Raw genomic sequence first — 19,558 nt, forward strand, 5'->3', positions numbered from 1 at the left:
TCATATTTAATAATTAATACTCAGGGATTAAGCAATGTGTTATTGCTAGCTAACAGCAGGTTCAATCACAGTTATTGTCCGGTTAACTGTATTCATATTCAAGGTTGCTCCAATAGGTATTGTAGCTTTATAAATGCCATGTCCAGTTGCTAGATTGGACATGAGTGGTTTACCTAAAGGTACTAGAAAATCGTTTATAAGATCGTTATAGGACTTTCCATATGCATCTACACAATTTGTACATTCCCCCATTATTATCCCTACACAATCATCGAACTTCTTGGCTAATAAAAGATGATTCAAATACCTGTAAACTGTGTTAATCGGTTCATGCGTTTCTTCAAGTACGATAATTTTTCCTTCCGTATTGATTTCAAAAGAAGTTCCTAACGTACCGATGAAAGATGTGAGATTGCCTCCGACAACGGGACCGGTTACGTTTCCGGGAACTAAGCTTTCGAGAAGCATACCAGGTGGATTATTTATTAGCCAAGGCGCGGTTAATGTTGTGGTTGCTGAGAAGAATTGATTGAAATTATATGCCGGAGTATTTGGATTGAAGTCTAGCAGGAGAAGGCTGTGAAATGAAATTAAGTCCGCATATTCGTACAGTACATTTAGTAGTACTGTAATGTCACTGTAGCCTGAGACGATTTTCGGATTTTGAGAAATGATAGAAAAGTCGAGGAAGGGGAGAATACTTGCTACACCAACGCCGCCCCTTGAAGGCAATATCCATTTCACTTCTTTATTCTGAAACATGTTCATCAAATCCGACGCCATTTGTTGGGGCGTCGCTGCGAGGAATCCATTCGATGAATAGACATGCTCGCCTACAAGTACTTTAAACCCCAAATTCCGTAAAGTTGTTATTCCTGCATCTATTCTACTTGCTGCCAATGGACTCCCCAACGTAACAATCCCAACAGTATCTCCTGGCTGCAAGTGAGGTGGTTTTATAGCCATATTTTACAGCTCCCTTTTAAATGAAATAGGATCATGTGAATCCTTGTATTTATAAGAAAAGAAATAATTTATGTTAACAAATGAATACCTATATAAACTGAGTGAAGGCGCCTTCCAAGGGGCAGCCGAAGCGAATTCATTGGGGTTCTTTATTTCAATCTATATATTCCGCACTGCTTATTTAGAATTAACTAGGTGGTATACCTCGCAAGTATAACGAACGAATCTAGCGACAAAGCGATGTTGGAAGAACAATCTATTTGTTAAGTGCCGACTATCTATAGAGATTTTTATTGGAACTATTTGTATCTTTAAGCCTAGTAAGAATTAACAGTTGCAGGACCTTCCGCATATGCTATAATAAATAAAAAGAATGATTAGAATAGTTAGTATTCATCATTTGGTCTGAGGTTATAATTATGGGGGAGTTACAGAAAAAGAAGCTATTATTCGTCTTTGTAAGTATATGTATGCTACTTCTAGTTGGTTACGAGGCACGACCTTTTCATCATGTAGAAATGAATGGAATGATTAGTGTTGCGCACCGTGGCGCTTCTAATTTTGCTCCAGAAAATACGCAGTCAGCTTTTCGAAAAGCATTAGAGCTTGGGGCAGACTTTTTAGAATGTGATGTGCACCTGTCGAAAGATGGAGAGTTAATCATTATGCATGATGACAAAGTGGACAGGACAACAAATGGTTCTGGCTATGTGAAAAACTTCACGCTTGCCGAATTGAAAGAGCTAGATGCAGGAGGGAAATTCCATTCTTCATTTGCCGGAGAAAAAATCATTACTTTAAATGAATTGCTCGAAGAATTTTACGGGGAAACTGGTTTATTAATAGAGATTAAGAAGCCATCGATGTACCCGGGTATCGAAGAGCGAGTAGTGGCTTTGTTGGGGGAATATAATGATTTGAACAGCATTATTGTTCAATCTTTCGATATCGAATCGATGAGGAAAATGAACACGTTGCTTCCAGAATTAGAGGTGGCCCTACTCATAAAACCATCTATTCAATCTCTGTCCTCTCAAAAAATAATTGACCTGACATCCTTTGCGACATATATTAACTTTAATGTCTCATATGTCAATAAACGTGAGATCAATCAAATACATAATCAAGGTGGAAAAGTATTAGTTTGGTCTACGAAAAATCGAGGATGGGTGGACAAAGCTTATCAATACAACGTTGACGGCATCATTACAGATTTTTCAATTTGGCCAGTCGAGGGCCCCATCCAGCTGGTGCAAGAGTAATCCACATCTGTTCCTTGGGAAAGCTGCCGTGATTATTGTAGCCGAAAGCGATCCAGGAACGTACTAGTCGACATAAAGACTTTTGCGCCTAGCTTACCTGTATGTTGTGTAAGAAAATGGTTAATCAATAGACATGAGAGTAATCCATAGTATGAAAAGGAATCTAGTACTAGCCAATTGGGGCAGTACTGGATTTTATTATGGTCCAGCTCATAATGCGCTTCCTTGACAATGAAAAACAGGAGCCATACACTTATGAGTAGAAAAGATAGTTGGAGGATAAAATGACAAATAATAATTTCATACCAATCATTATCGGAACAGACATGAATGCTTACAACATGGCGATCTCATTCCATGAAGAGTATGGTATCAACCCAATTCTAGTAGGAAAAGAATCTTTATCATTCACCAGTTTAAGCTCAATTATAAAGACGATAGAACTCAATCCAAAACTGCCTGAACAACAAGTATTCGTGAGCTTCTTGAAAGAGATTGCAGAGAAGTATGCGGAGCCAGGGAAAAAAATGCTGCTTATCGGAACAAATGATCTTTACGTCCGGATGATTATTGAAAATGCGGACGAGTTGAAAAGTCATTTCGTGTTTAATTATATTTCGGAACCACTTATGAACGATGTGCTCGTTAAATCGAATTTTTATAAGTTATGCGCAGAACATGGTATTGAAGCACCGGCTACATATTACTATTCTTGTCGGGATGAAAAGCCATTCTCAGAAAAGGTCATGTTCCCAATCATTATCAAACCAAGCAACGGTGTCGAGTACTATAAGAATCCGTTTGCAGGCATGGAGAAAGTGTATAAGGTCGATTCCTACGATGAAGTCCATAACGTTATTACAACGATTAAAGCGGGCGGCTATAGAGAGGATCTCATTATCCAGGACTATATTCCAGGGGACGATACATACATGTGGGATTCCGTATTCTACATGAACAGTCAAGGAAAAGCTGAGCTGATCACTTTCGCACAAGTCGTGCTACAAGAGCATACAGTCACTGCAATAGGGAATTATACAGCGCTCATCACTCGATATAACGAAGAGATGATGTTGAAACTAAAAGGCTTCCTTGAAGCATTGAACTACGTCGGTTATGCGAACTTTGATTTGAAGTATGACGAGCGGGACGGTAAGTTCAAAGTGTTTGAGGTGAATATACGACAAGGACGATCAAGCTACTATATTACGGCTTGTGGACATAATATGGCGAAGTATTTAGTCGATGACGTCATTCATGGTCAACAGAAAGAGCTGACGCTACTGAATAAAAAATTCCTATTCACTGTCGTACCTAAAATCGTACTGAAGAAATTTGTGTCAAACCAAGAAGTTCTCAAAGATGTGAAAGCGTTGCTTAGAGCAGGGAAGTACGGCAATCCTTTGTTTTATAAAAAAGACCGTCATTTCAAACGTAAGCTGTATTTATTCGCCAGACAAGTTAATTACTATCGAAAATATAAAAATAGTACATGGTAAAACAATCCCCTATGCGATATGCATAGGGGATTGTTTATTTCGACTTATAAGTGCGGTGTGTTATTAAGATTCCACTATCGAATCTAGCTGCATGCTGATCACGCTTAGACTTCCGGCGGACTCTGCAATCATGGCGATCATTTTGCTTTGTTTTTTTATTGATGAAGTAATATTTTCTACGGATGTTGCAGTTTGCTGAGAAACACCGGATGAGTTTTGGACAGCAATCGATATCGTATGGTTTTGTTCGGTCACTTTTTTTAATTCATCATTTAAAGTATCGATTGCTTCAATGGTTTGTGTAACGGCTTGCCGAATGGCGATAAATTCTTTTTCCGTTGCTTTAACGGACTCATCAAGCTGCTTGGAATGGGAGATGGTTTCCGTCATTGTCTGTATGGTCTTTTCTGTTTCGTATTCAATGCTTGCGATCATTTTTTGAATTTGTTGTGTTGAAGTATTTGACTGCTCCGCTAATTTACGTACTTCAATAGCAACGATAGCAAACCCTTTCCCATGCACTCCCGCCCTTGCTGCTTCTATACTGGCGTTTAATGCCAATAAATTTGTTTCTGAAGAAATACCTTTAATCGTTTCGGTTATCCGGGAAATATCCAATGTTTTATTATATAGTGCTGAAATGCTTACACTAATTTGGTCTGAGGCGTGTAAGGATTCTTCATTGGATTGTTTAAGCTGTGCAACCATCTCTGCACCTTGTTGTGTGGCCATTTCTGAATTTGTTGTCACTTGTCTAATGATCTGATTTTGTTGATTCATCATATCAATTGAATCGTTCATCATTTTCACTCGGTTGCTGACGATTTCCATATCTGCGACCTGATGTAATACTTCGTGTGAAATGCCAAGAATGGCGCTGTTGATATCAGCACTAGTGGCTGAGGTTGCTTCGGAAATGGCTGTAAGTTCTCCGGCAGACATTATGACGTGCATACTTGCATCACTAACTTGTTGGAAAAGCACCTCATTGTCATTCGAAAGGCTGTGAATGACCAAATGCAGCTTTTTAATGTCATCCGGTGTATTCGAACAATCTATTTTCGTTAGTGATGAAGCCTCCAACGCGGTTTGTGCCAATAACGTAAATGTTTTTCCAAAAGTTAAATAGAATGCCAGTATGCTCATAATTGTAAGTACGCCAATGGCTAAATAGGCAAGAAGCAAGCTTTCCCATTGTGCAAAAAGAGAGGCAGCTCCTCCGACGGATAAAACAAGGACACCATGGACGACTACTAATTTCATGAATAAGTAACTCTTTGTAAGCATTTCTCTCACTCCAGACTTTTTTCCCGTAAGGCAAAGTAGTTATATACTATCAGGCAGAGTTTGTGAAAAAACGGTGTCAGACGTGGAGAAATCGGTGCCTGACACCGCTAATGATTACTTTTCGATTAGCTTAAATTTTTGCCAAGGATGAATCTGATCTAGTAAAAACTGTTCCTCTTTGTCAACTGTTGCAACAATATTTGTGTTTCCACTGTTCTCCATAGGAGAGAGGGCAATATGGAGTTCACCTTTGTAACGCTCATAGCCGGAATTATCGATTGTGACACTTCCACGAGCAATTGTATCTGTATCATGAGCTGGGAAGTCATGTTGTTGATAGAGAACACGACTTTGCGTAGAACGGATAACATAGGCGGAAACATCTCCACGGTTGAAGTGTGGATTTTCTAACGCAATTTCTTTCTCCATCTGTGAAGTTTGTTCTTTAAAGTCCACCTTTAATTCTAATAAATAGCGGTTGAGCAAGGATAAACTTTTTAACTCCTCCTCTGACGCAAAAGCATTACCGATAATCAAATCATCAATGAGATTTGTTTGGAAGAAATCCTTTGCTTGAACATCAATGGGTAAAAAGCGATGCTCCTCAAGAGTTGGAAGGCCTTCTTGGACTGGCCACGGTCCAAATGCTGCATCTTTTGAAGAAATCATAGCTGCTGTACGGATGCCATTTTCTTTATATTGGGCAGAGCATTTGAGGAACTGTTCTCTTGATAGGCCCGTGTAACGTCGAGGATAAAAGTTATGGCAACCAATTATTTTTTGCTTGTTCGGTTGATAGGAAAGAATATTTTCAAGGTATTTCGTTCCTTGACTCATATTCAATTCAATGGAAAGTCCATAGTCATTGAAAGACATAACGCTTTCTTCTAATCCTGAAAAACCGAGGTCAAGCCTAAGTCCCGACAAACCAAGTTCCTTAAAATACGATAAATCTTTATAGGAAAGATTTTTTTCTTCGAAAACAGATGGACTGACATCCGCAATAACTTCAAACTCGAGTTCGTTTGCCTTTTTTAAAAGAGTTTGCAGTTGTTGGGTATCTTGTTCATCCGTTGCGGACATTAGACAGGTGAACATACGTGTGAAACCATAGAAACTAGCTTTTTCCATATAGTTGACGAGTTCTATTTCTGTCCCATACTGTGGATAAATTGAAATTCCGAGCTTTCTCATTTACACTAGTGCCTTCATTGAAAACTGTGGTAAATAGGCTTGATTGACTTCTAGTATCTCATCTAACAATAACTTAGCTACTTTACTGGAAGGAACAAACGGATTAGTTGTTAAGGCAAGCAACGCTTTTTGTTTATTTCCGGTCACAGCAGCTTCGATTGTTAATTGTTCAAATGCTTTTATCTGTTGGATTAAGCCGTTCAATTCAGGAGGGAGTTTACCAACTTGAATGGGCTGTGGTCCTTCACTATTAACAGTACAAGACACTTCAATAACAACATTATCCGGGAGATCTGTAATGGTTCCATTATTAGGGACGTTCACCGTATGAATGGCATGGTCATTGGTAACAATTGATGAAATAAGAGAGATGGCTGCTTCTGAATAAAGTGAACCGCCTCGTTCTTCTAATTCTTTCGGTTTGACGTCTAAATTAGGATTCTTATAGGTTTCAAATAATCCTTTTTCAATGATTTTAACTTGTTCAGCACGTGTTCCTCTGAGTTCGGCTGCTTCTTTTTCTTCAATCAGCATTTCATCCATCATGTAGTAATAACGATGATAGGGGCATGGCAAAGCATTTAACGCTTGTAAAAACTCTTTATCCCATGGCGCATCATGAATGTTGCGCATATTCATATTGCGTCCCTCAGCGATGCGCTCGATAAGTGTACTCATTTTATCCTCACCGTTGACGAATACCTTTGTTGCATAGACAAGGTGATTTAATCCGGCAAAGGACATGTTTAGATTATCGCGATCAACTTCTAAAATAGTTGCAGTCATTTGTTTCATATTAATAGGCACATTACAGAGACCGATAGCTTTGACAGACGTGTACTTATGAATTGCTTCTGTTACTATTCCTGCTGGGTTGGTAAAGTTAATCAACCAGGCATCATTTGAATATTGCTCAATCTCTTTACAAATATCGAGGATGACGGGAATCGTCCGAAGGGCTTTTGCAAATCCCCCTGGTCCAACAGTTTCTTGACCAATTACATCGTATTTTAGTGGGATACGTTCATCACTTGCCCTTGCATCAAGACCACCAACCCGAAATTGTGTTAATACAAAATCTGCATTTGTAATTGCTTTAACACGATCAAAGGTAAGTTCAATCGTGATGGGAAGACCGCTTTTTTTAATCATTCTCTTTGCAAGAGAACCGACAATTTCAAGTTTTTCTTTTCCCGCTTCAATATCAACCAATACGATTTCATCTGCTTTTATTTGAGTCGCCCGAAGAATAATCCCTTCGATTAGTTCAGGTGTATAGCTACTGCCACCACCGATTACCGCAATTTTCATAGTTGGTTCCTCCAATATCTATAATATTTGTATGAATTTTATAGTCAAAAATAAAAGGGGGGAGCAATCACTGTATTAACTCGATTTCTCCCGAATGATATTATTTACAATTCAACTTTTCCGGCAGCTATTCATCGCTTCATATAAGGCGATAAATTCACCTGCAAGATCTTTAAATGTGATTGCGTTCATAAGATGATCTTGTGCATGAATGAGCAGGAGAGAGGATTCTACTTTCTCACCACGAATTTCTGACTGTATTAAAAATGTTTGAACACGATGTGCATTGCTCATTTCCACATTTGCTTTTTCAATCAATTCGTTAGCCTGATCGAAATTATTTTCTTTTGCAGCTTGAATCGCCTCGAAGGCAGTGCTTTTTGCATTCCCGCTATAAAGAATGATCTGCATGATTTGTTCTTCTAAGTTCATAACTGCTCACTACTTCCTACTTGAGATTAATGTTTTTTCTTCTGGTTGTAATATAGGCCCATCTTGGACTGATAATTCATTTTGTTGTTGACGAGAATCAGCTTCATCTTGTAATGCCAGTTCTTCTTGAAGTTTTTTCACTTCAATTCTTTCCGCAATTTTAACAAATGGCAGATAAATTACTACTGAAATGATTAAGTTAACAGCGGCTAATACAGCCCCTTTCCAAGATCCTGTGGCCAAAAACCCACCAATAACAGGTGGTGTTGTCCATGGGATGAGGTTAACCGTTTTTGGAACAATTCCAGTTGCAATCATAACGTAACTAAAGATTACCAGAACTACTGGCGTCAAGATGAATGGAATGATTAACAATGGATTTAACACAATCGGGAAACCAAATAGAATTGGCTCATTAATATTAAATAGACTTGGTCCCGCACTCAAGCCCGATATGTTTCGATAATGTTTATGACGACGGCCTGCAATAAACACCGCAATGATCAAACCAAGCGTTGCACCTGTACCCCCTAAATACATAAAGGCATCAAAAAATGGTTTTGTTACGATATAAGGAATTTCTAATCCAGCTTCAAATGCTTTTATATTTGCTTCAATTGCTGGTAAATAAACCGCTTGCATAACTGGCTCCATAACATTTCCTCCATGAAGTCCAAAAAACCAAAGAACATGGATAATCAATGCAAGAACAATGGCCGACCCAGGTGTGTTAGCCAATTTGGAGACTGGCTCCTGTAATGCATCGAAGAATGCTTGATGGATATCAGGCATGCCTGCTACTAAAGTAAATACCTTAATTAGACCAAATATACTTATTGCAATCATAGCTGGGAATAGAGCTGCAAATGATTTTGCTACCGCTGTCGGAACGCTAGGAGGCATCTTCATTACGAGCCTCTTATTGCCAAGTAATCTCGTGAAAATCTCAGTTGAAACGAGTGCTACAATAATAGCGATAAATAATCCTTGTGAACCGGCCCAAACTAATGGTAATCCTGAGCCCTCCGCAATGGGCGTTGTAATCGCTAGTAAAGAAGCAAAAGAGACAACCCCGGCTGACAGACCGTCCTTATCGTATGAACGGGCAAGTTGATAGGAAATTGTGAAGGCGATAAGTAACGAAACAATTGCGAATGTCCCCGTCCAAACGGCCCCACCAAATTGCTTCCAAGCATCACCGCCAAAAATCATCTCCATAAAATTCTGGTATGCTTCAATCGGCAAATTATTGATAAGCGTAACCATTGAACCAAGAATCATTAATGGCATGATAATAACAAAGCCATCACGAATGGCAGCTAGGTGACGTTGAGCCCCAATACGACCACCAATTTCCATAAACTTATCCATTTTTCCGTTCATTTTATTCTCCCCTTTATTCTTCCTTGGAATAAGAAAGAATGTATTTTTAGTTGATTATTACGTTAATTTAAATTAAAGATCAGAAATTCGACAAACCTCCGAATCTCTCCCCATATGATCTTCGTATCACTGGAAAAGCTTTGAGCCTATGATTATAGCAATGCAAGCGCCTTTGCAAGAACGGATTCGCCATTCATTGTGCCGTAATCGATACTTTCGATAACTTGAACTGGGATGTTTTTTCCTTCAACTGCTTTTTCAATTTTCTTTTTTAGATAACGCACTTGCGGTCCTAATAGTAGAACGTCAATTGAATCGAAGTGTCTACTAGACTCCGCTTCCGATACAGCAAAAATTTTAACATCCATAGCTTGAGCCTTTGCTGCCGATTCCATTTTTGTCACTAGTAAGCTAGTTGACATTCCTGCAGAACAAACGAGCATGATGGTTTTCATAGTCTATTCCTCCCCATTTCCTCTTTTTATAATTCAAGTAAATAGTAACAGCCGTATATTTACTTGTACGTCTATTTAATATGCAAGAAGCGTGCCGACTTTTTTTGGTGTAAACGCTGTCTTTTTGCGCCTTTTACGTTACACACATAAAAGTGAGGTGTGTAAACGTTCACACACCTCACTTTTTTAGGGAACTATGTTGAGATACGATTGTTTTCTACAAACATTTTATAAATATGCATCTGTTCACTTTCTGCAAAGGTAATATCATATTCGACTTCTAAGCTATATAAGATAGTTTTCACAATCGCGAGCTTGTCTGCATGCTCTTGATGAAACTTTTTTGGACTAGGGAATGGACGTGCTGGTTGATTTAATCTCATATTTTCAATGAGAAAGGCTAAATGGAGGATAATGCCCGTATCGACCCCAGTATCCAGTGTGATGCTCAATTGCAATTCAAGTTTAATCACGGTTTTTTGCAACAGTTGTATTAAACGAGAGACAGAGGGAATCATTTTAAAGTGATTTTCAAGTGCTTCTACCATCTCGCTATAGGGTTCATGATTACCAATTAAATTTTCTAATCTTTTTAAATGATGGTCCTGGAAGATTTCAATCGGTGAAAAGTAAGGGATATTGAAGTATTCGAATTGGACAGTCCCTGCAATCGCTAATATATTATAGTCCTCTAGTAATTGATCGATTTTTTCTGTGAAAGATTGCCGATGAAGAAATTGTAAAGTAATAAGTTCGATATTTTTTCCTTTTACAACTTTTTCTAACTGTTCTTTAATCATTTTAGCGACACCATCGCCTGTGAAACAAGCTGTAATGATGGCTTTTTTGGATGGTTTCGGAAGGGATGCCGACGAACTGAACTGATTTTCAAGTAATTGCTTACTGCTATGATATATATCTTCCAAGCTTCTTCCTAATGAAGCTTTTCGAACCGCTTCCATTACTACAGGTGTACTTGCCATTGATACTGTTTTTGTTTTTATGCCCATCTCTTCAAAAATCATATGGCCAAAGGAAGAAAGTGAGCCCATATCTACAAGGAATAAGACTCCTTTTGTCGGTTGTAGATCATGTATTGCACCTTTGATAAGGTCATACATATCCCGTGCATCCATTGAAAGTGGCATATCAAAAGCCTTCCCGAGTCGTACGCCTAATAGATCCTGAACAGTCATTAACATACTAGTTGCAGTCGAGTTTCCATGCATAACGACGATAATGATGACCTTGTGTTCTTGGGTATACATGTTTTCTTCTATTTCGGGTACTAAAAACATGGTGATAAAACCGATTTCGTCAAGTGGAATTTCTACACCGACTTCATTTCCTATCATTTGTGCAGCTTCAATGGCGACTTTAAATTCTTTTGGATATTTTTTATGAATTTTATTTAAATTGGGATGTGAGATCAAGTTGTTCTGTTCGATTCGCTCAATTGTTCTTTGTAAATGAAGTGCAAAGGCAAATTTCATTTTCTTCTTAAAGGAACGATTTAATTCTAGTTCTGCAAAGTGGAAAATCTTATCAGTGATCTCCAAAATTTGATTATTAACCATTTCTTTTAAACCAACTTGTGGTAAATGGTCAATGTATTCATCAAAATATTGATTGAAATCAACAAGCAATTCTGTTTGAATCTCTTTATCGTTCTTACCCTCTTGGTGGAGTTGTTTTAACTTGTTCTCCATATTTTGATAAAGATTTTCCTCGTGTTCTTGGTCAATATACTCAGTACTTTCATCTTTATGGGAAAACGTGAAAACTTTCTTTTCCGTATCAATGAGTCCATCCATTTTTTCTCGATATTGTTTAACGTCCAGTAATCCTTTTTGGACATGGATTGATAGGTCATTCTGCCGAATTAGGATGCTCGATGTTTGATTTGATATATAATGCAAAAAAGATTTTGCGCAAGCGAGTTTTAAATCACGCTGTAATTGACCAATGTTAGCAGTCGTACGATAAAGTAAAAATGCGGTTAGTGCATGCCTTTCAACATAGATGGTCTCATTCAAAGATCCTGACTCCTGGATAAGAAAGTGCTCGATTAGCTGATAACGTTCTTCAAATTGGCGCTCCTCTAATGAGGGCAATGTTATCGTCATCGGAATCCTTCTTGTGAAAGTTTCAAGTAAATAAGATTCCGTAGATTCCGTAGTGGCCCCGATGATTTGGACAGAAGCGGTTTTCGTTTCCTCACTATCCCCTAAGCTTCGAAATTCCCCTTTATCGATGAAAGTAAATAGCATTTCTTGGCCTTCGGGAGGTAACCGATGAATTTCATCTAAAAACAAGACCCCTTTATCGGCTTTTTCGATTAGCCCTATCCGATTCTCAGTGGCCCCTGTAAAAGCCCCTTTTTTCACTCCGAAAATATGTCCGAACAACAGCTGGGGATTTTGAGCATAATCCGCACAATTGAATTGAATGAAAGGGGCATTCTCTTCGATACATTTTGACTCAAGAGAATAGTTGTACATAATTTTAGCGAAAAAGGATTTTCCAGTGCCTGTTTTACCTAGAATTAAAGTGTGCAAACCCCTTGGTGGATAGTGGATTGCGGCTTTCGCTTGTTGGACGGAAATTCTCAAACTTCCTTCCGTACCGATTAAGTGAGAAAACGCATCGTGATTGGGTTCTGCATATTTTGGTTTAGGCAATAACTCCTTATAAAAATAGAGGATTGGTTTCCCGCTAGTTTTTTCAATTAAACCATCTTTGTAAAGTACATTTAAATATCTACTGACATTTGACCGATCAAGTTGAAGGTGTTCGGCTACCTCGATGGCGGAGACACTACTTTTTACTTTTTTAATATAATAAAAAATATCGTCTTTACGGCCCATATGTATTCCTCCTCAAGCGGCTACATTGTTTCAACTAATATGAATAGTTCGGTATTATCTTTATTTCTACCATGGTATCACAAACAAGTTCAATCAGATAGAAGACTTGAACCAAGTTTCATTCCACCTACAATTGGAGTTTCAAGCGAAGACTGGGATTTCAAAAGGTCTAGTAGCCTTATACCGAAACAAAAAGACTTCTCGCGTCTGGCTTTCTAACGAAGGTGAAACAGGAGATAGGTACTTATAACTAATAGCGGCAGTAATGGATTGAAATGATAAAGGATACTTTTGACCTTATAGTTGCTAAAATAAATGATCTTTACAATTGGATGATTAGTAGATGGTTGAGTTGTCTGAATTATTTATATATAATTATAAGGAAAGGGGGATGCTTGTAAATGAGGAAATACTTGAGGGAGTTCGGCGCTTTTCCTGACATTGCTGTTATGCTGCTTATTTTGATAGTTTGTGCTTCATTAACCGTTCCACATGTACTCCATCTTTGGACGTGGGTTGCTTTAGTCTTGGGAATGCTGACATATGCAACAAGTGAATACATGGTTCACCGTTTTTTATTTCACATTAAGACTCCAGAAAACCCGTTTATGCTGAAGATGATCAAACGGTTACACTATGATCATCATGTCGATCCAGATGATTTGAAATTATTGTTTCTGCCGTTATGGTTCAGTATTCCGGGATTTATCATTTATGGACTTATTGTATTCCTAATAACGGGGAGCACGAACCTGACGGCGTCATTCGCGACGGGCTTAGTGGCTTACTTCCTCTATTATGAATGGAAACATTATATTGCCCATAAGCCAATACAACCCCGTACGAAAATGGGGAAATATATTAAGAAGCACCATCTTTTGCATCACTTTAAAAATGAGAATTATTGGTTTGGTGTCACCCATACTTCATTCGATAAAACGCTTGGAACCTTTAAAGAAAACAAGGAAGTTGAAAAAAGTCCGACCGCACGTAATTTGGAAAACAGGGTGTAAGTACAATACTCGTTTCCCTGGTTATTGCAACTAGGGAAACTTAACATGTTCTCGCAACGTATTAATAGTAAGAAACATTTCAAGAACATGTCTTGCTTAGTGAGAGAGGACTTAGAGAGCAGAAAATGAAACGCAAATTTTTCTACGAAGATTGGAGCAAAAAATATGGAGTTAGAAAAGTTTATGGCAACAAATTTCCCAAACTTAGTTCTTACGCCACCATTGTTTTATAACTGGGACATTGGTATTCGATTTGAATTAGGAGTGGACTGGAAAAGGGAAGAGAATAAAGAAGGTAGTGTCTATCTTAGAGGAGTTTACGACAGGGCTATCACTTTGTTTGAGTCTTTACACCAAGAGGATGAAGAGATTTTAGTTGTGGTAAATGCACATGATTACGGAGGTAAATGGGCGTTCCGTGGGAAATTGAATTTGTTCTCACGGTATGTACGGGATAAGTCTGTTCTGTACAAATTACAGCATAAGATGATTCCTTACATAATTCCCGAAGACGATGAAGACGGTAAATACAAAACACATCTCTTTATTCTTAAATGTAAAACCTCTGACATTAGATACGTCTCCCTCTTAAAAGCCATATGCAATACTGATATGGGAGTAAAACCGAGTATTAATAATCGAGTCTTTTTTATCAATGTGAAAAATGAAACCATCTTCCATGTGTATGATGACAGAGGCTGTGATTTGGTGGCTAAGTCCCCGGAAGCAATTCGGAGTATCTATACGAAATATAACGATTGGATATTGGATTATGATAGAGAAAAGATTGATAAAGTATTTAATTGAGTAGTTCGATTCAAAAGCGATACTCTCAATTAAAGATTCTTTGCGTATAAAAAAGGACGAAACCATATTGGTATTCGTCCTTTTGATATTTTTTTGAAATATTACGTCTGTTGATTAACCAAAAGTAACCAGTGAATAACATGATCGGCTACAGCGCGCTACGTGTATAGTTGACTTTGGATTGGATGACTTCTATACGATTACCGAGATGTGTAGGTAATCGTATAGTGGTCCTTTATCCCGCATTAACGGGCAGTAAGACCCCCACTTCAAGTATTCAAGGACACAAGAAGAATAAGTGGGGGTTCAACTGCCCGTAAAAGCCCGAATGGTTAAACTAACAATCAGTGGGGGATGAAGAACCCCCCTCTGATTGAAGATTAACTTTATCTGTCGTGCTCCAAATCCATGAGTACTCGTAGCGCTGAAGCTTTTAAGGACGAAAGAATTTTTGGCTTCATATCCGGCTGATTCTTCCTATATGGTTTTTACTTTTTTTAGTAAAGAAGTGTCGCTTTCTATAAGACATCACATGAATTAGATGCATAAACTTTACTGAAAGTAAGAAAGGAACGCATTGTACAACGTGCAAGAGTGCCCGAAATTGTATCTTCGGGCACTTACACTCTACATAGAATATCATCTATTCTTTTCTTCCAAAACTACTGCATTTTTCACTTGAATAGTGTAGGAACGCGACAGGCAACTATTTGCAACAGGATTACTGAAAAAAGTGTGGCTAGAAGTGTCGGAGACACTTCTAGCCACACTAGGATCCCTCAGTAAATCTGTCATGAATAGTTAGCCGAAAGCGGGCCGAAAATAGTCCAGTGAAAATCAAGGTCATCAAGCCCTACTCACCAGACGTGTTGAAATATATTTCTAAACAGCGAAGTAAGCTTCGATGATTAACTTTGTCGTTTGTTCGTCCATCTCCAAATGCTTAACATCAGTTCCTTCAATAAGTAGCTGCGTGTTATTGTCATCGAAATTGAATGAGCGGGATAAGTAGGCATTGAATACACTAATCATGCCGTTCAGCCTCTCTTCCTCAGCTGTCAGCATTCCAGGTTCTGCGTTCTCGATGATTTCCAACTGTTGAAAATCAAGTGCGTTTTTGATGAGAGATAGAAGATCGTAATTCGTCGCAGGCGAGGGGTTTGTGATGTTGTAAATCTTGCCAGCCTCCGCTTTACTTGCAGCCAATGCTAAAATATCAGCGACGTAATTGACTGGAACAAAGTTCGATGTTGCGTTTTTACTTCCGACGACACGGTAAATCACATCAGCCTTGTCAGAAGATCTAGCGATACGACGCTTGAACACATCAAGTGCCCGCATAAAACCGTAAAGCGTGAACTCAGAATCAGCTTCGCCTGTTTCAGAATCACCAACAATAATTGAAGGACGGAATATTGATACATCCATACAATCGGAATAGGACAGGGCAAGGTGTTCGGATTTTACTTTGCTCTCCTCATAAGGATTATGAACGTTTGCATCGATTGGATAGAGTGATTCTACACCATGCGCACGTTTCCCAACAGTGTAAGCAGTGCTGATATAAATGAATTGATTTACATTAAATAGTTTGGCCAATTCCAACGCGTTTTTTGTACCTTCGTAATTGACTGAAAAGAGCTCTTTACGTAATTCTTCATCGAATTTCACAAGAGCTGCGATGTGATAAAACAGGTCGACTTTGCCTTGTAATTCATGAATGACATCGTCAGAAAGTCCGAAAAGCGGTTGTGTAATATCGCCGTTTAAAAGTTGGATTCTGTTCGCGGCATCCCCTGAGAGACTCGCGACAAGTCGTTGAGCTTTGTCCATATCCCGAACGAGTACAAATAATGTATGATCAGTCGTTTCTAGTAAGTTATTTAGTAATTTACCACCAAGAAAGCCAGTAGAACCCGTTAAGAAAATCGTCAACCTAAATCCCTCCATGAATAGGACAGAACTTATCTCCGTCCAATTGCTATTCTAATTATCGCATATATGGTTGCTTAAGTGAAAAATTAGCGGTTTTATGTTTGAAATAAGGTCATTAGAGGAATACATGTTGTGGATTCGACATCAAGGAGGAACTTACAGCATGAGAAAGATGGAAGAAACACAGATGGATTTGAAGAGAGAGAAAGTCATCCAAAGACTTGTGAAAGATGGGGTTTTCAAACTACATGGGAAACATCTTTACGAACTCCCGCTTTACGCACTTATGAAAGCCTATATAATACGTACCGAATAATATCGTACCGGCTGGAACCATTGCATCAGCCGGTATTTTTAGCGTGTATTGTCTTATGTTTAACCAATTGAGGTAAACTAGTGCGATAAGGTTCAGAATGGTGGGGAAATCCGATGTTAGATGACAAGTTAAAAAAACTTCAAAGCGATTGGCTAGATGAAGCAACAATTTCTGCTATGCAGGTAAAGATGAGTAGCGGAGAGTTATCGGCTGAAGAGCTTACGTTTATGTATATTGACACGATCTCATATAGGAACAAAAATTTAAATGCAGTGCTTGAGTTGAACCCACAAGCTGTACAGATTGCTAGGGCTCTTGACGTAGAAAGACGGGAAAAAGGGATCCGTTCACTTCTTCATGGTATTCCGATTTTATTGAAAGATAATATGGGGACCCGCGACATGATGCATACGAGTTGTGGGTCACTTGCGCTTAAGGATTTCTATGCGGCAGAGGATTCTTTTCTCGTTAAGAAATTACGTGATGCGGGAGCTATTATTCTCGGAAAGACGAATATGACAGAGTGGGCGAATTTTATGTCCGATCGGATGACGAACGGCTGGAGTTCACGTGGTGGTCAAGTGAATAATCCATATGGTTTATTTGATGTCGGTGGATCGAGTTCGGGTGCCGCTGCAGGCATTGCAGCAAATATGGCAGCTGTGGCAATTGGTACGGAGACGACCGGATCAATCCTTAACCCTTCAGCGCAGAACTCGCTCGTTGGCATTAAGCCGACTGTAGGAACAATCAGCCGTACAGGGGTGATGCCTCTTTCGTACACACAGGATACTCCGGGGCCTATGGCAAGGACCGTACACGACGCAGCAATTACATTTAGCCTGCTGATTGGCACGGACCCAGAAGACCCTGTAACAGCGGAGGCATCCCGTCTAGTAGGAATTGACTGGACGTCTGTGCTTGATAGTAGAGCACTTGAAGGTGTTCGTCTTGGCGTTGCAAGAACGATTTTCGAACGAGAAGCATCTACGGAACGTTTGAACCTTTTCGATGCCGCGCTCAAAGAACTCGAGGCAGCAGGAGCTGTAATCATAGATGATGTAGAATTAGGGACAATGGAAAATGACCTCGGTTATAATGTGCTTCTCTATGAATTTAAAGCGACCTTGAATGCGTATCTAGGGAAGACACCTGCAACAAATGCGATTCGTACATTGTCCGATATTATCAACTTCAACAATGAGCATGCGGAAGAAACATTGAAATTCGGTCAAGTGATGCTGGAAAAAGTGGAGCGAACAAGTGGAACGCTGACGGAAAGGGCTTATATCGAGGCACTTCTCCGCAATCGTCATTTGGCAGGGGACATCGCACTTGGCAAAGCACTTGATGAGCATGCTATTCAAGCGCTAGTATTTCCACAAGATCATGGATGCAGTTTCGGAGCGGCAGCGGGTTTCCCATCTGTTACTGTTCCAGCAGCCTATTCCGAGGCAGGTGAACCGTTTGGCATTACATTTTCAGGGAAAGCATTTACTGAACCTGAATTAATAGGCTATGCATACGCGTTCGAACAGCATGTCAACGCACGGAAAAAACCTTAATCAGTTTTGTCAGAAATAGAGTGTAGCAGAGCCTATTATGATAAACTGAAAGGAATAGAGTGAAAGTGGGGATAATGATGTCCTTCTTAGAAAATATGGACGAAATGTTTAAAGAAAAATGGAAGTTTGAGTACGAAATGCCAATCCAGGAGAAAATGATTCCTGAAATGCTAGCAGGTAAAGATATCGTTGCAGAGTCACCGACGGGTTCGGGCAAGACACTTGCATTTGTATTGCCACTTTTGCAATTGGTTGATGGCGATAAAAAACAGACGCAGGCGCTGATTATAACACCATCACAGGAACTGTCGATGCAAATCGTTAATGTTATCAGAGAATGGGTAACAGGAACTGGTATCACGGTTACACAACTAATTGGCGGAGCTAATATGCAGCGTCAGATTGAACAATTGAAGAAAAAACCAACAATTGTTGTTGGAACACCTGGTCGATTGGCTGAACTTATCAAGGTCAGAAAGTTGAAAATGCATGATATTCGTCACATTGTTCTTGATGAAGGTGATCAGCTTTTAGCGCGTGATCATCGTGTCGTTGTGAAAAATATGATTGAAGCGGCAAATCCGGAAAGACAAGTTATTGCCGTATCTGCGACAATTACAGATGAAATTGAAATTGTTGCTAGCAAGTTTATGAATGATCCAATCCGCATCCAAGTTGGAGCGGAAGAAATGCCGAAATCGGGTAAGGTCGTTCATTCATTTGTGAAAACGGATGCACGGGACAAAACGGATGTATTGCGTGGGATTTCTTATTTGAATGGAATTCGTGCTCTTGCATTTATTAATAATGTGGATCAGCTTCGCATGAAAGAAATGAAGCTTAGGTATAACGAAGCACCAATTGCGGTTCTTCATTCAGAAATGACGAAATTTGAGAGACAGCAAACATTGGAAAGTTTCCGTAAAGGCGAGTTGAAGATTTTGATAGCAACTGATCTTGCGGCACGAGGGCTAGACATTGATGGCTTAACACATGTTATTCACATCGACGTGCCACATACGGTTGAGCAATATTTACACCGTTCAGGCAGAACTGGACGAGCAGGCGGAGACGGGGAAGTATTGACATTGTTGTCGTACCCAGAAGAACGAGATTATCGTAAGCTGACTAAAGGAATTAAAACGGTTCAAAAAGTATGGTATAAAGGCCATCTTGCCGAAGGAAATTCAAAAACAATTGCAGCTCCTAAAAAGAAATAAGACAAGCGCAAGGGATCTATATATGTCGGGAAAATAGCACGTGTGT

At 39.2% G+C, this 19,558-nt stretch carries 16 protein-coding genes; 7 read left to right on the forward strand and 9 right to left on the reverse strand.

Going from position 1 to position 19,558, the window contains the following annotated elements; all coding sequences use genetic code 11:
* Positions 1-45: 45 nt before the first annotated feature.
* Positions 46-966, reverse strand: a complete 921-nt coding sequence (locus MKX62_RS11025) for a S66 peptidase family protein (protein ID WP_340741405.1) — start codon at positions 964-966, stop codon at positions 46-48.
* A gap of 419 nt (positions 967-1,385) precedes the next feature.
* On the opposite strand from MKX62_RS11025, the gene MKX62_RS11030 reads away from it, so the two are divergent.
* Together MKX62_RS11030 and MKX62_RS11035 are read left to right on the forward strand one after the other, a co-directional pair.
* Positions 1,386-2,228 carry a glycerophosphodiester phosphodiesterase gene (locus MKX62_RS11030; RefSeq protein ID WP_067205712.1) on the forward strand — a complete coding sequence of 281 codons (843 nt, stop codon included), beginning with the start codon at positions 1,386-1,388 and terminating at the stop codon, positions 2,226-2,228.
* A gap of 284 nt (positions 2,229-2,512) precedes the next feature.
* Positions 2,513-3,727: a carboxylate--amine ligase gene (locus MKX62_RS11035; protein ID WP_340741406.1), complete on the forward strand. Its 1,215-nt coding sequence runs from the start codon at positions 2,513-2,515 to the stop codon at positions 3,725-3,727.
* Positions 3,728-3,790: 63 nt separating this feature from the next.
* On the opposite strand, the gene MKX62_RS11040 is transcribed toward MKX62_RS11035, so the two are convergent.
* From MKX62_RS11040 to MKX62_RS11070, 7 genes are all read right to left on the reverse strand, one after another.
* Positions 3,791-5,014, reverse strand: a complete 1,224-nt coding sequence (locus MKX62_RS11040) for a methyl-accepting chemotaxis protein (RefSeq protein WP_340741407.1) — start codon at positions 5,012-5,014, stop codon at positions 3,791-3,793.
* 114 nt (positions 5,015-5,128) lie between these two features.
* Complete coding sequence (locus MKX62_RS11045) at positions 5,129-6,208, reverse strand: DUF871 domain-containing protein (RefSeq protein WP_340741408.1); 1,080 nt, start codon at positions 6,206-6,208, stop codon at positions 5,129-5,131.
* Complete coding sequence (locus tag MKX62_RS11050; RefSeq protein WP_156475950.1) at positions 6,209-7,519, reverse strand: 6-phospho-beta-glucosidase; 1,311 nt, start codon at positions 7,517-7,519, stop codon at positions 6,209-6,211. It lies immediately after the preceding gene.
* Positions 7,520-7,630: 111 nt separating this feature from the next.
* Positions 7,631-7,951 carry a PTS lactose/cellobiose transporter subunit IIA gene (locus MKX62_RS11055; RefSeq protein ID WP_067205725.1) on the reverse strand — a complete coding sequence of 107 codons (321 nt, stop codon included), beginning with the start codon at positions 7,949-7,951 and terminating at the stop codon, positions 7,631-7,633.
* A 9-nt stretch (positions 7,952-7,960) separates the two neighbouring features.
* A complete protein-coding gene (locus MKX62_RS11060; protein ID WP_187046633.1) occupies positions 7,961-9,334 on the reverse strand; it encodes a PTS sugar transporter subunit IIC in 1,374 nt (457 codons plus the stop codon).
* A 152-nt stretch (positions 9,335-9,486) separates the two neighbouring features.
* Positions 9,487-9,789 (reverse strand): PTS sugar transporter subunit IIB, encoded by a 303-nt coding sequence (locus MKX62_RS11065; protein WP_067205726.1) that lies wholly within the window; start codon positions 9,787-9,789, stop codon positions 9,487-9,489.
* A gap of 194 nt (positions 9,790-9,983) precedes the next feature.
* Positions 9,984-12,656 (reverse strand): sigma 54-interacting transcriptional regulator, encoded by a 2,673-nt coding sequence (locus MKX62_RS11070; RefSeq protein ID WP_340741409.1) that lies wholly within the window; start codon positions 12,654-12,656, stop codon positions 9,984-9,986.
* 401 nt (positions 12,657-13,057) lie between these two features.
* Between MKX62_RS11070 and MKX62_RS11075 the strand changes: the two genes are divergently transcribed.
* A complete protein-coding gene (locus MKX62_RS11075) occupies positions 13,058-13,669 on the forward strand; it encodes a sterol desaturase family protein (protein WP_340741410.1) in 612 nt (203 codons plus the stop codon).
* A 165-nt stretch (positions 13,670-13,834) separates the two neighbouring features.
* Positions 13,835-14,476 (forward strand): DUF3885 domain-containing protein, encoded by a 642-nt coding sequence (locus MKX62_RS11080; RefSeq protein ID WP_340741411.1) that lies wholly within the window; start codon positions 13,835-13,837, stop codon positions 14,474-14,476.
* 882 nt (positions 14,477-15,358) lie between these two features.
* Here MKX62_RS11080 and MKX62_RS11085 read toward each other — a convergent pair.
* Positions 15,359-16,411: an SDR family oxidoreductase gene (locus tag MKX62_RS11085; RefSeq protein ID WP_340741412.1), complete on the reverse strand. Its 1,053-nt coding sequence runs from the start codon at positions 16,409-16,411 to the stop codon at positions 15,359-15,361.
* Positions 16,412-16,574: 163 nt separating this feature from the next.
* Here MKX62_RS11085 and fbpA point away from each other — a divergent pair, with 163 nt between their 5' ends.
* The 3 genes from fbpA to MKX62_RS11100 all read left to right on the forward strand — a co-directional run bounded on the left by fbpA (position 16,575) and on the right by MKX62_RS11100 (position 19,512).
* Positions 16,575-16,727: a Fur-regulated basic protein FbpA gene (fbpA, locus tag MKX62_RS11090; protein ID WP_340741413.1), complete on the forward strand. Its 153-nt coding sequence runs from the start codon at positions 16,575-16,577 to the stop codon at positions 16,725-16,727.
* Positions 16,728-16,840: 113 nt separating this feature from the next.
* The gene (locus MKX62_RS11095; RefSeq protein ID WP_340741414.1) at positions 16,841-18,292 is read left to right on the forward strand and encodes an amidase family protein; all 1,452 of its coding nucleotides are present in this window, start codon (positions 16,841-16,843) and stop codon (positions 18,290-18,292) included.
* Between the two features lie 77 nt (positions 18,293-18,369).
* Complete coding sequence (locus tag MKX62_RS11100; protein ID WP_067205742.1) at positions 18,370-19,512, forward strand: DEAD/DEAH box helicase; 1,143 nt, start codon at positions 18,370-18,372, stop codon at positions 19,510-19,512.
* The last annotated feature ends 46 nt before the right edge of the window (positions 19,513-19,558 follow it).

Source organism: Sporosarcina sp. FSL K6-5500, assembly GCF_038005665.1.
In the GTDB taxonomy this organism is placed as follows: Bacteria; Bacillota; Bacilli; order Bacillales_A; family Planococcaceae; genus Sporosarcina; species Sporosarcina psychrophila.

Bases quoted from the DNA above. Each gene is read 5' to 3' on its own strand.
- MKX62_RS11050 (WP_156475950.1), bottom strand. From the start codon at position 7,519: ATGAAAATTGCGGTAATCGGTGGTGGCAGTAGCTATACACCTGAACTA.
- MKX62_RS11040 (WP_340741407.1), bottom strand. From the start codon at position 5,014: ATGCTTACAAAGAGTTACTTATTCATGAAATTAGTAGTCGTCCATGGT.
- MKX62_RS11030 (WP_067205712.1), top strand. From the start codon at position 1,386: ATGGGGGAGTTACAGAAAAAGAAGCTATTATTCGTCTTTGTAAGTATA.
- MKX62_RS11065 (WP_067205726.1), bottom strand. From the start codon at position 9,789: ATGAAAACCATCATGCTCGTTTGTTCTGCAGGAATGTCAACTAGCTTA.
- MKX62_RS11075 (WP_340741410.1), top strand. From the start codon at position 13,058: ATGAGGAAATACTTGAGGGAGTTCGGCGCTTTTCCTGACATTGCTGTT.
- MKX62_RS11060 (WP_187046633.1), bottom strand. From the start codon at position 9,334: ATGAACGGAAAAATGGATAAGTTTATGGAAATTGGTGGTCGTATTGGG.
- MKX62_RS11045 (WP_340741408.1), bottom strand. From the start codon at position 6,208: ATGAGAAAGCTCGGAATTTCAATTTATCCACAGTATGGGACAGAAATA.
- fbpA (WP_340741413.1), top strand. From the start codon at position 16,575: ATGAGAAAGATGGAAGAAACACAGATGGATTTGAAGAGAGAGAAAGTC.
- MKX62_RS11080 (WP_340741411.1), top strand. From the start codon at position 13,835: ATGGAGTTAGAAAAGTTTATGGCAACAAATTTCCCAAACTTAGTTCTT.
- MKX62_RS11055 (WP_067205725.1), bottom strand. From the start codon at position 7,951: ATGAACTTAGAAGAACAAATCATGCAGATCATTCTTTATAGCGGGAAT.
- MKX62_RS11025 (WP_340741405.1), bottom strand. From the start codon at position 966: ATGGCTATAAAACCACCTCACTTGCAGCCAGGAGATACTGTTGGGATT.
- MKX62_RS11070 (WP_340741409.1), bottom strand. From the start codon at position 12,656: ATGGGCCGTAAAGACGATATTTTTTATTATATTAAAAAAGTAAAAAGT.
- MKX62_RS11100 (WP_067205742.1), top strand. From the start codon at position 18,370: ATGTCCTTCTTAGAAAATATGGACGAAATGTTTAAAGAAAAATGGAAG.
- MKX62_RS11095 (WP_340741414.1), top strand. From the start codon at position 16,841: ATGTTAGATGACAAGTTAAAAAAACTTCAAAGCGATTGGCTAGATGAA.
- MKX62_RS11035 (WP_340741406.1), top strand. From the start codon at position 2,513: ATGACAAATAATAATTTCATACCAATCATTATCGGAACAGACATGAAT.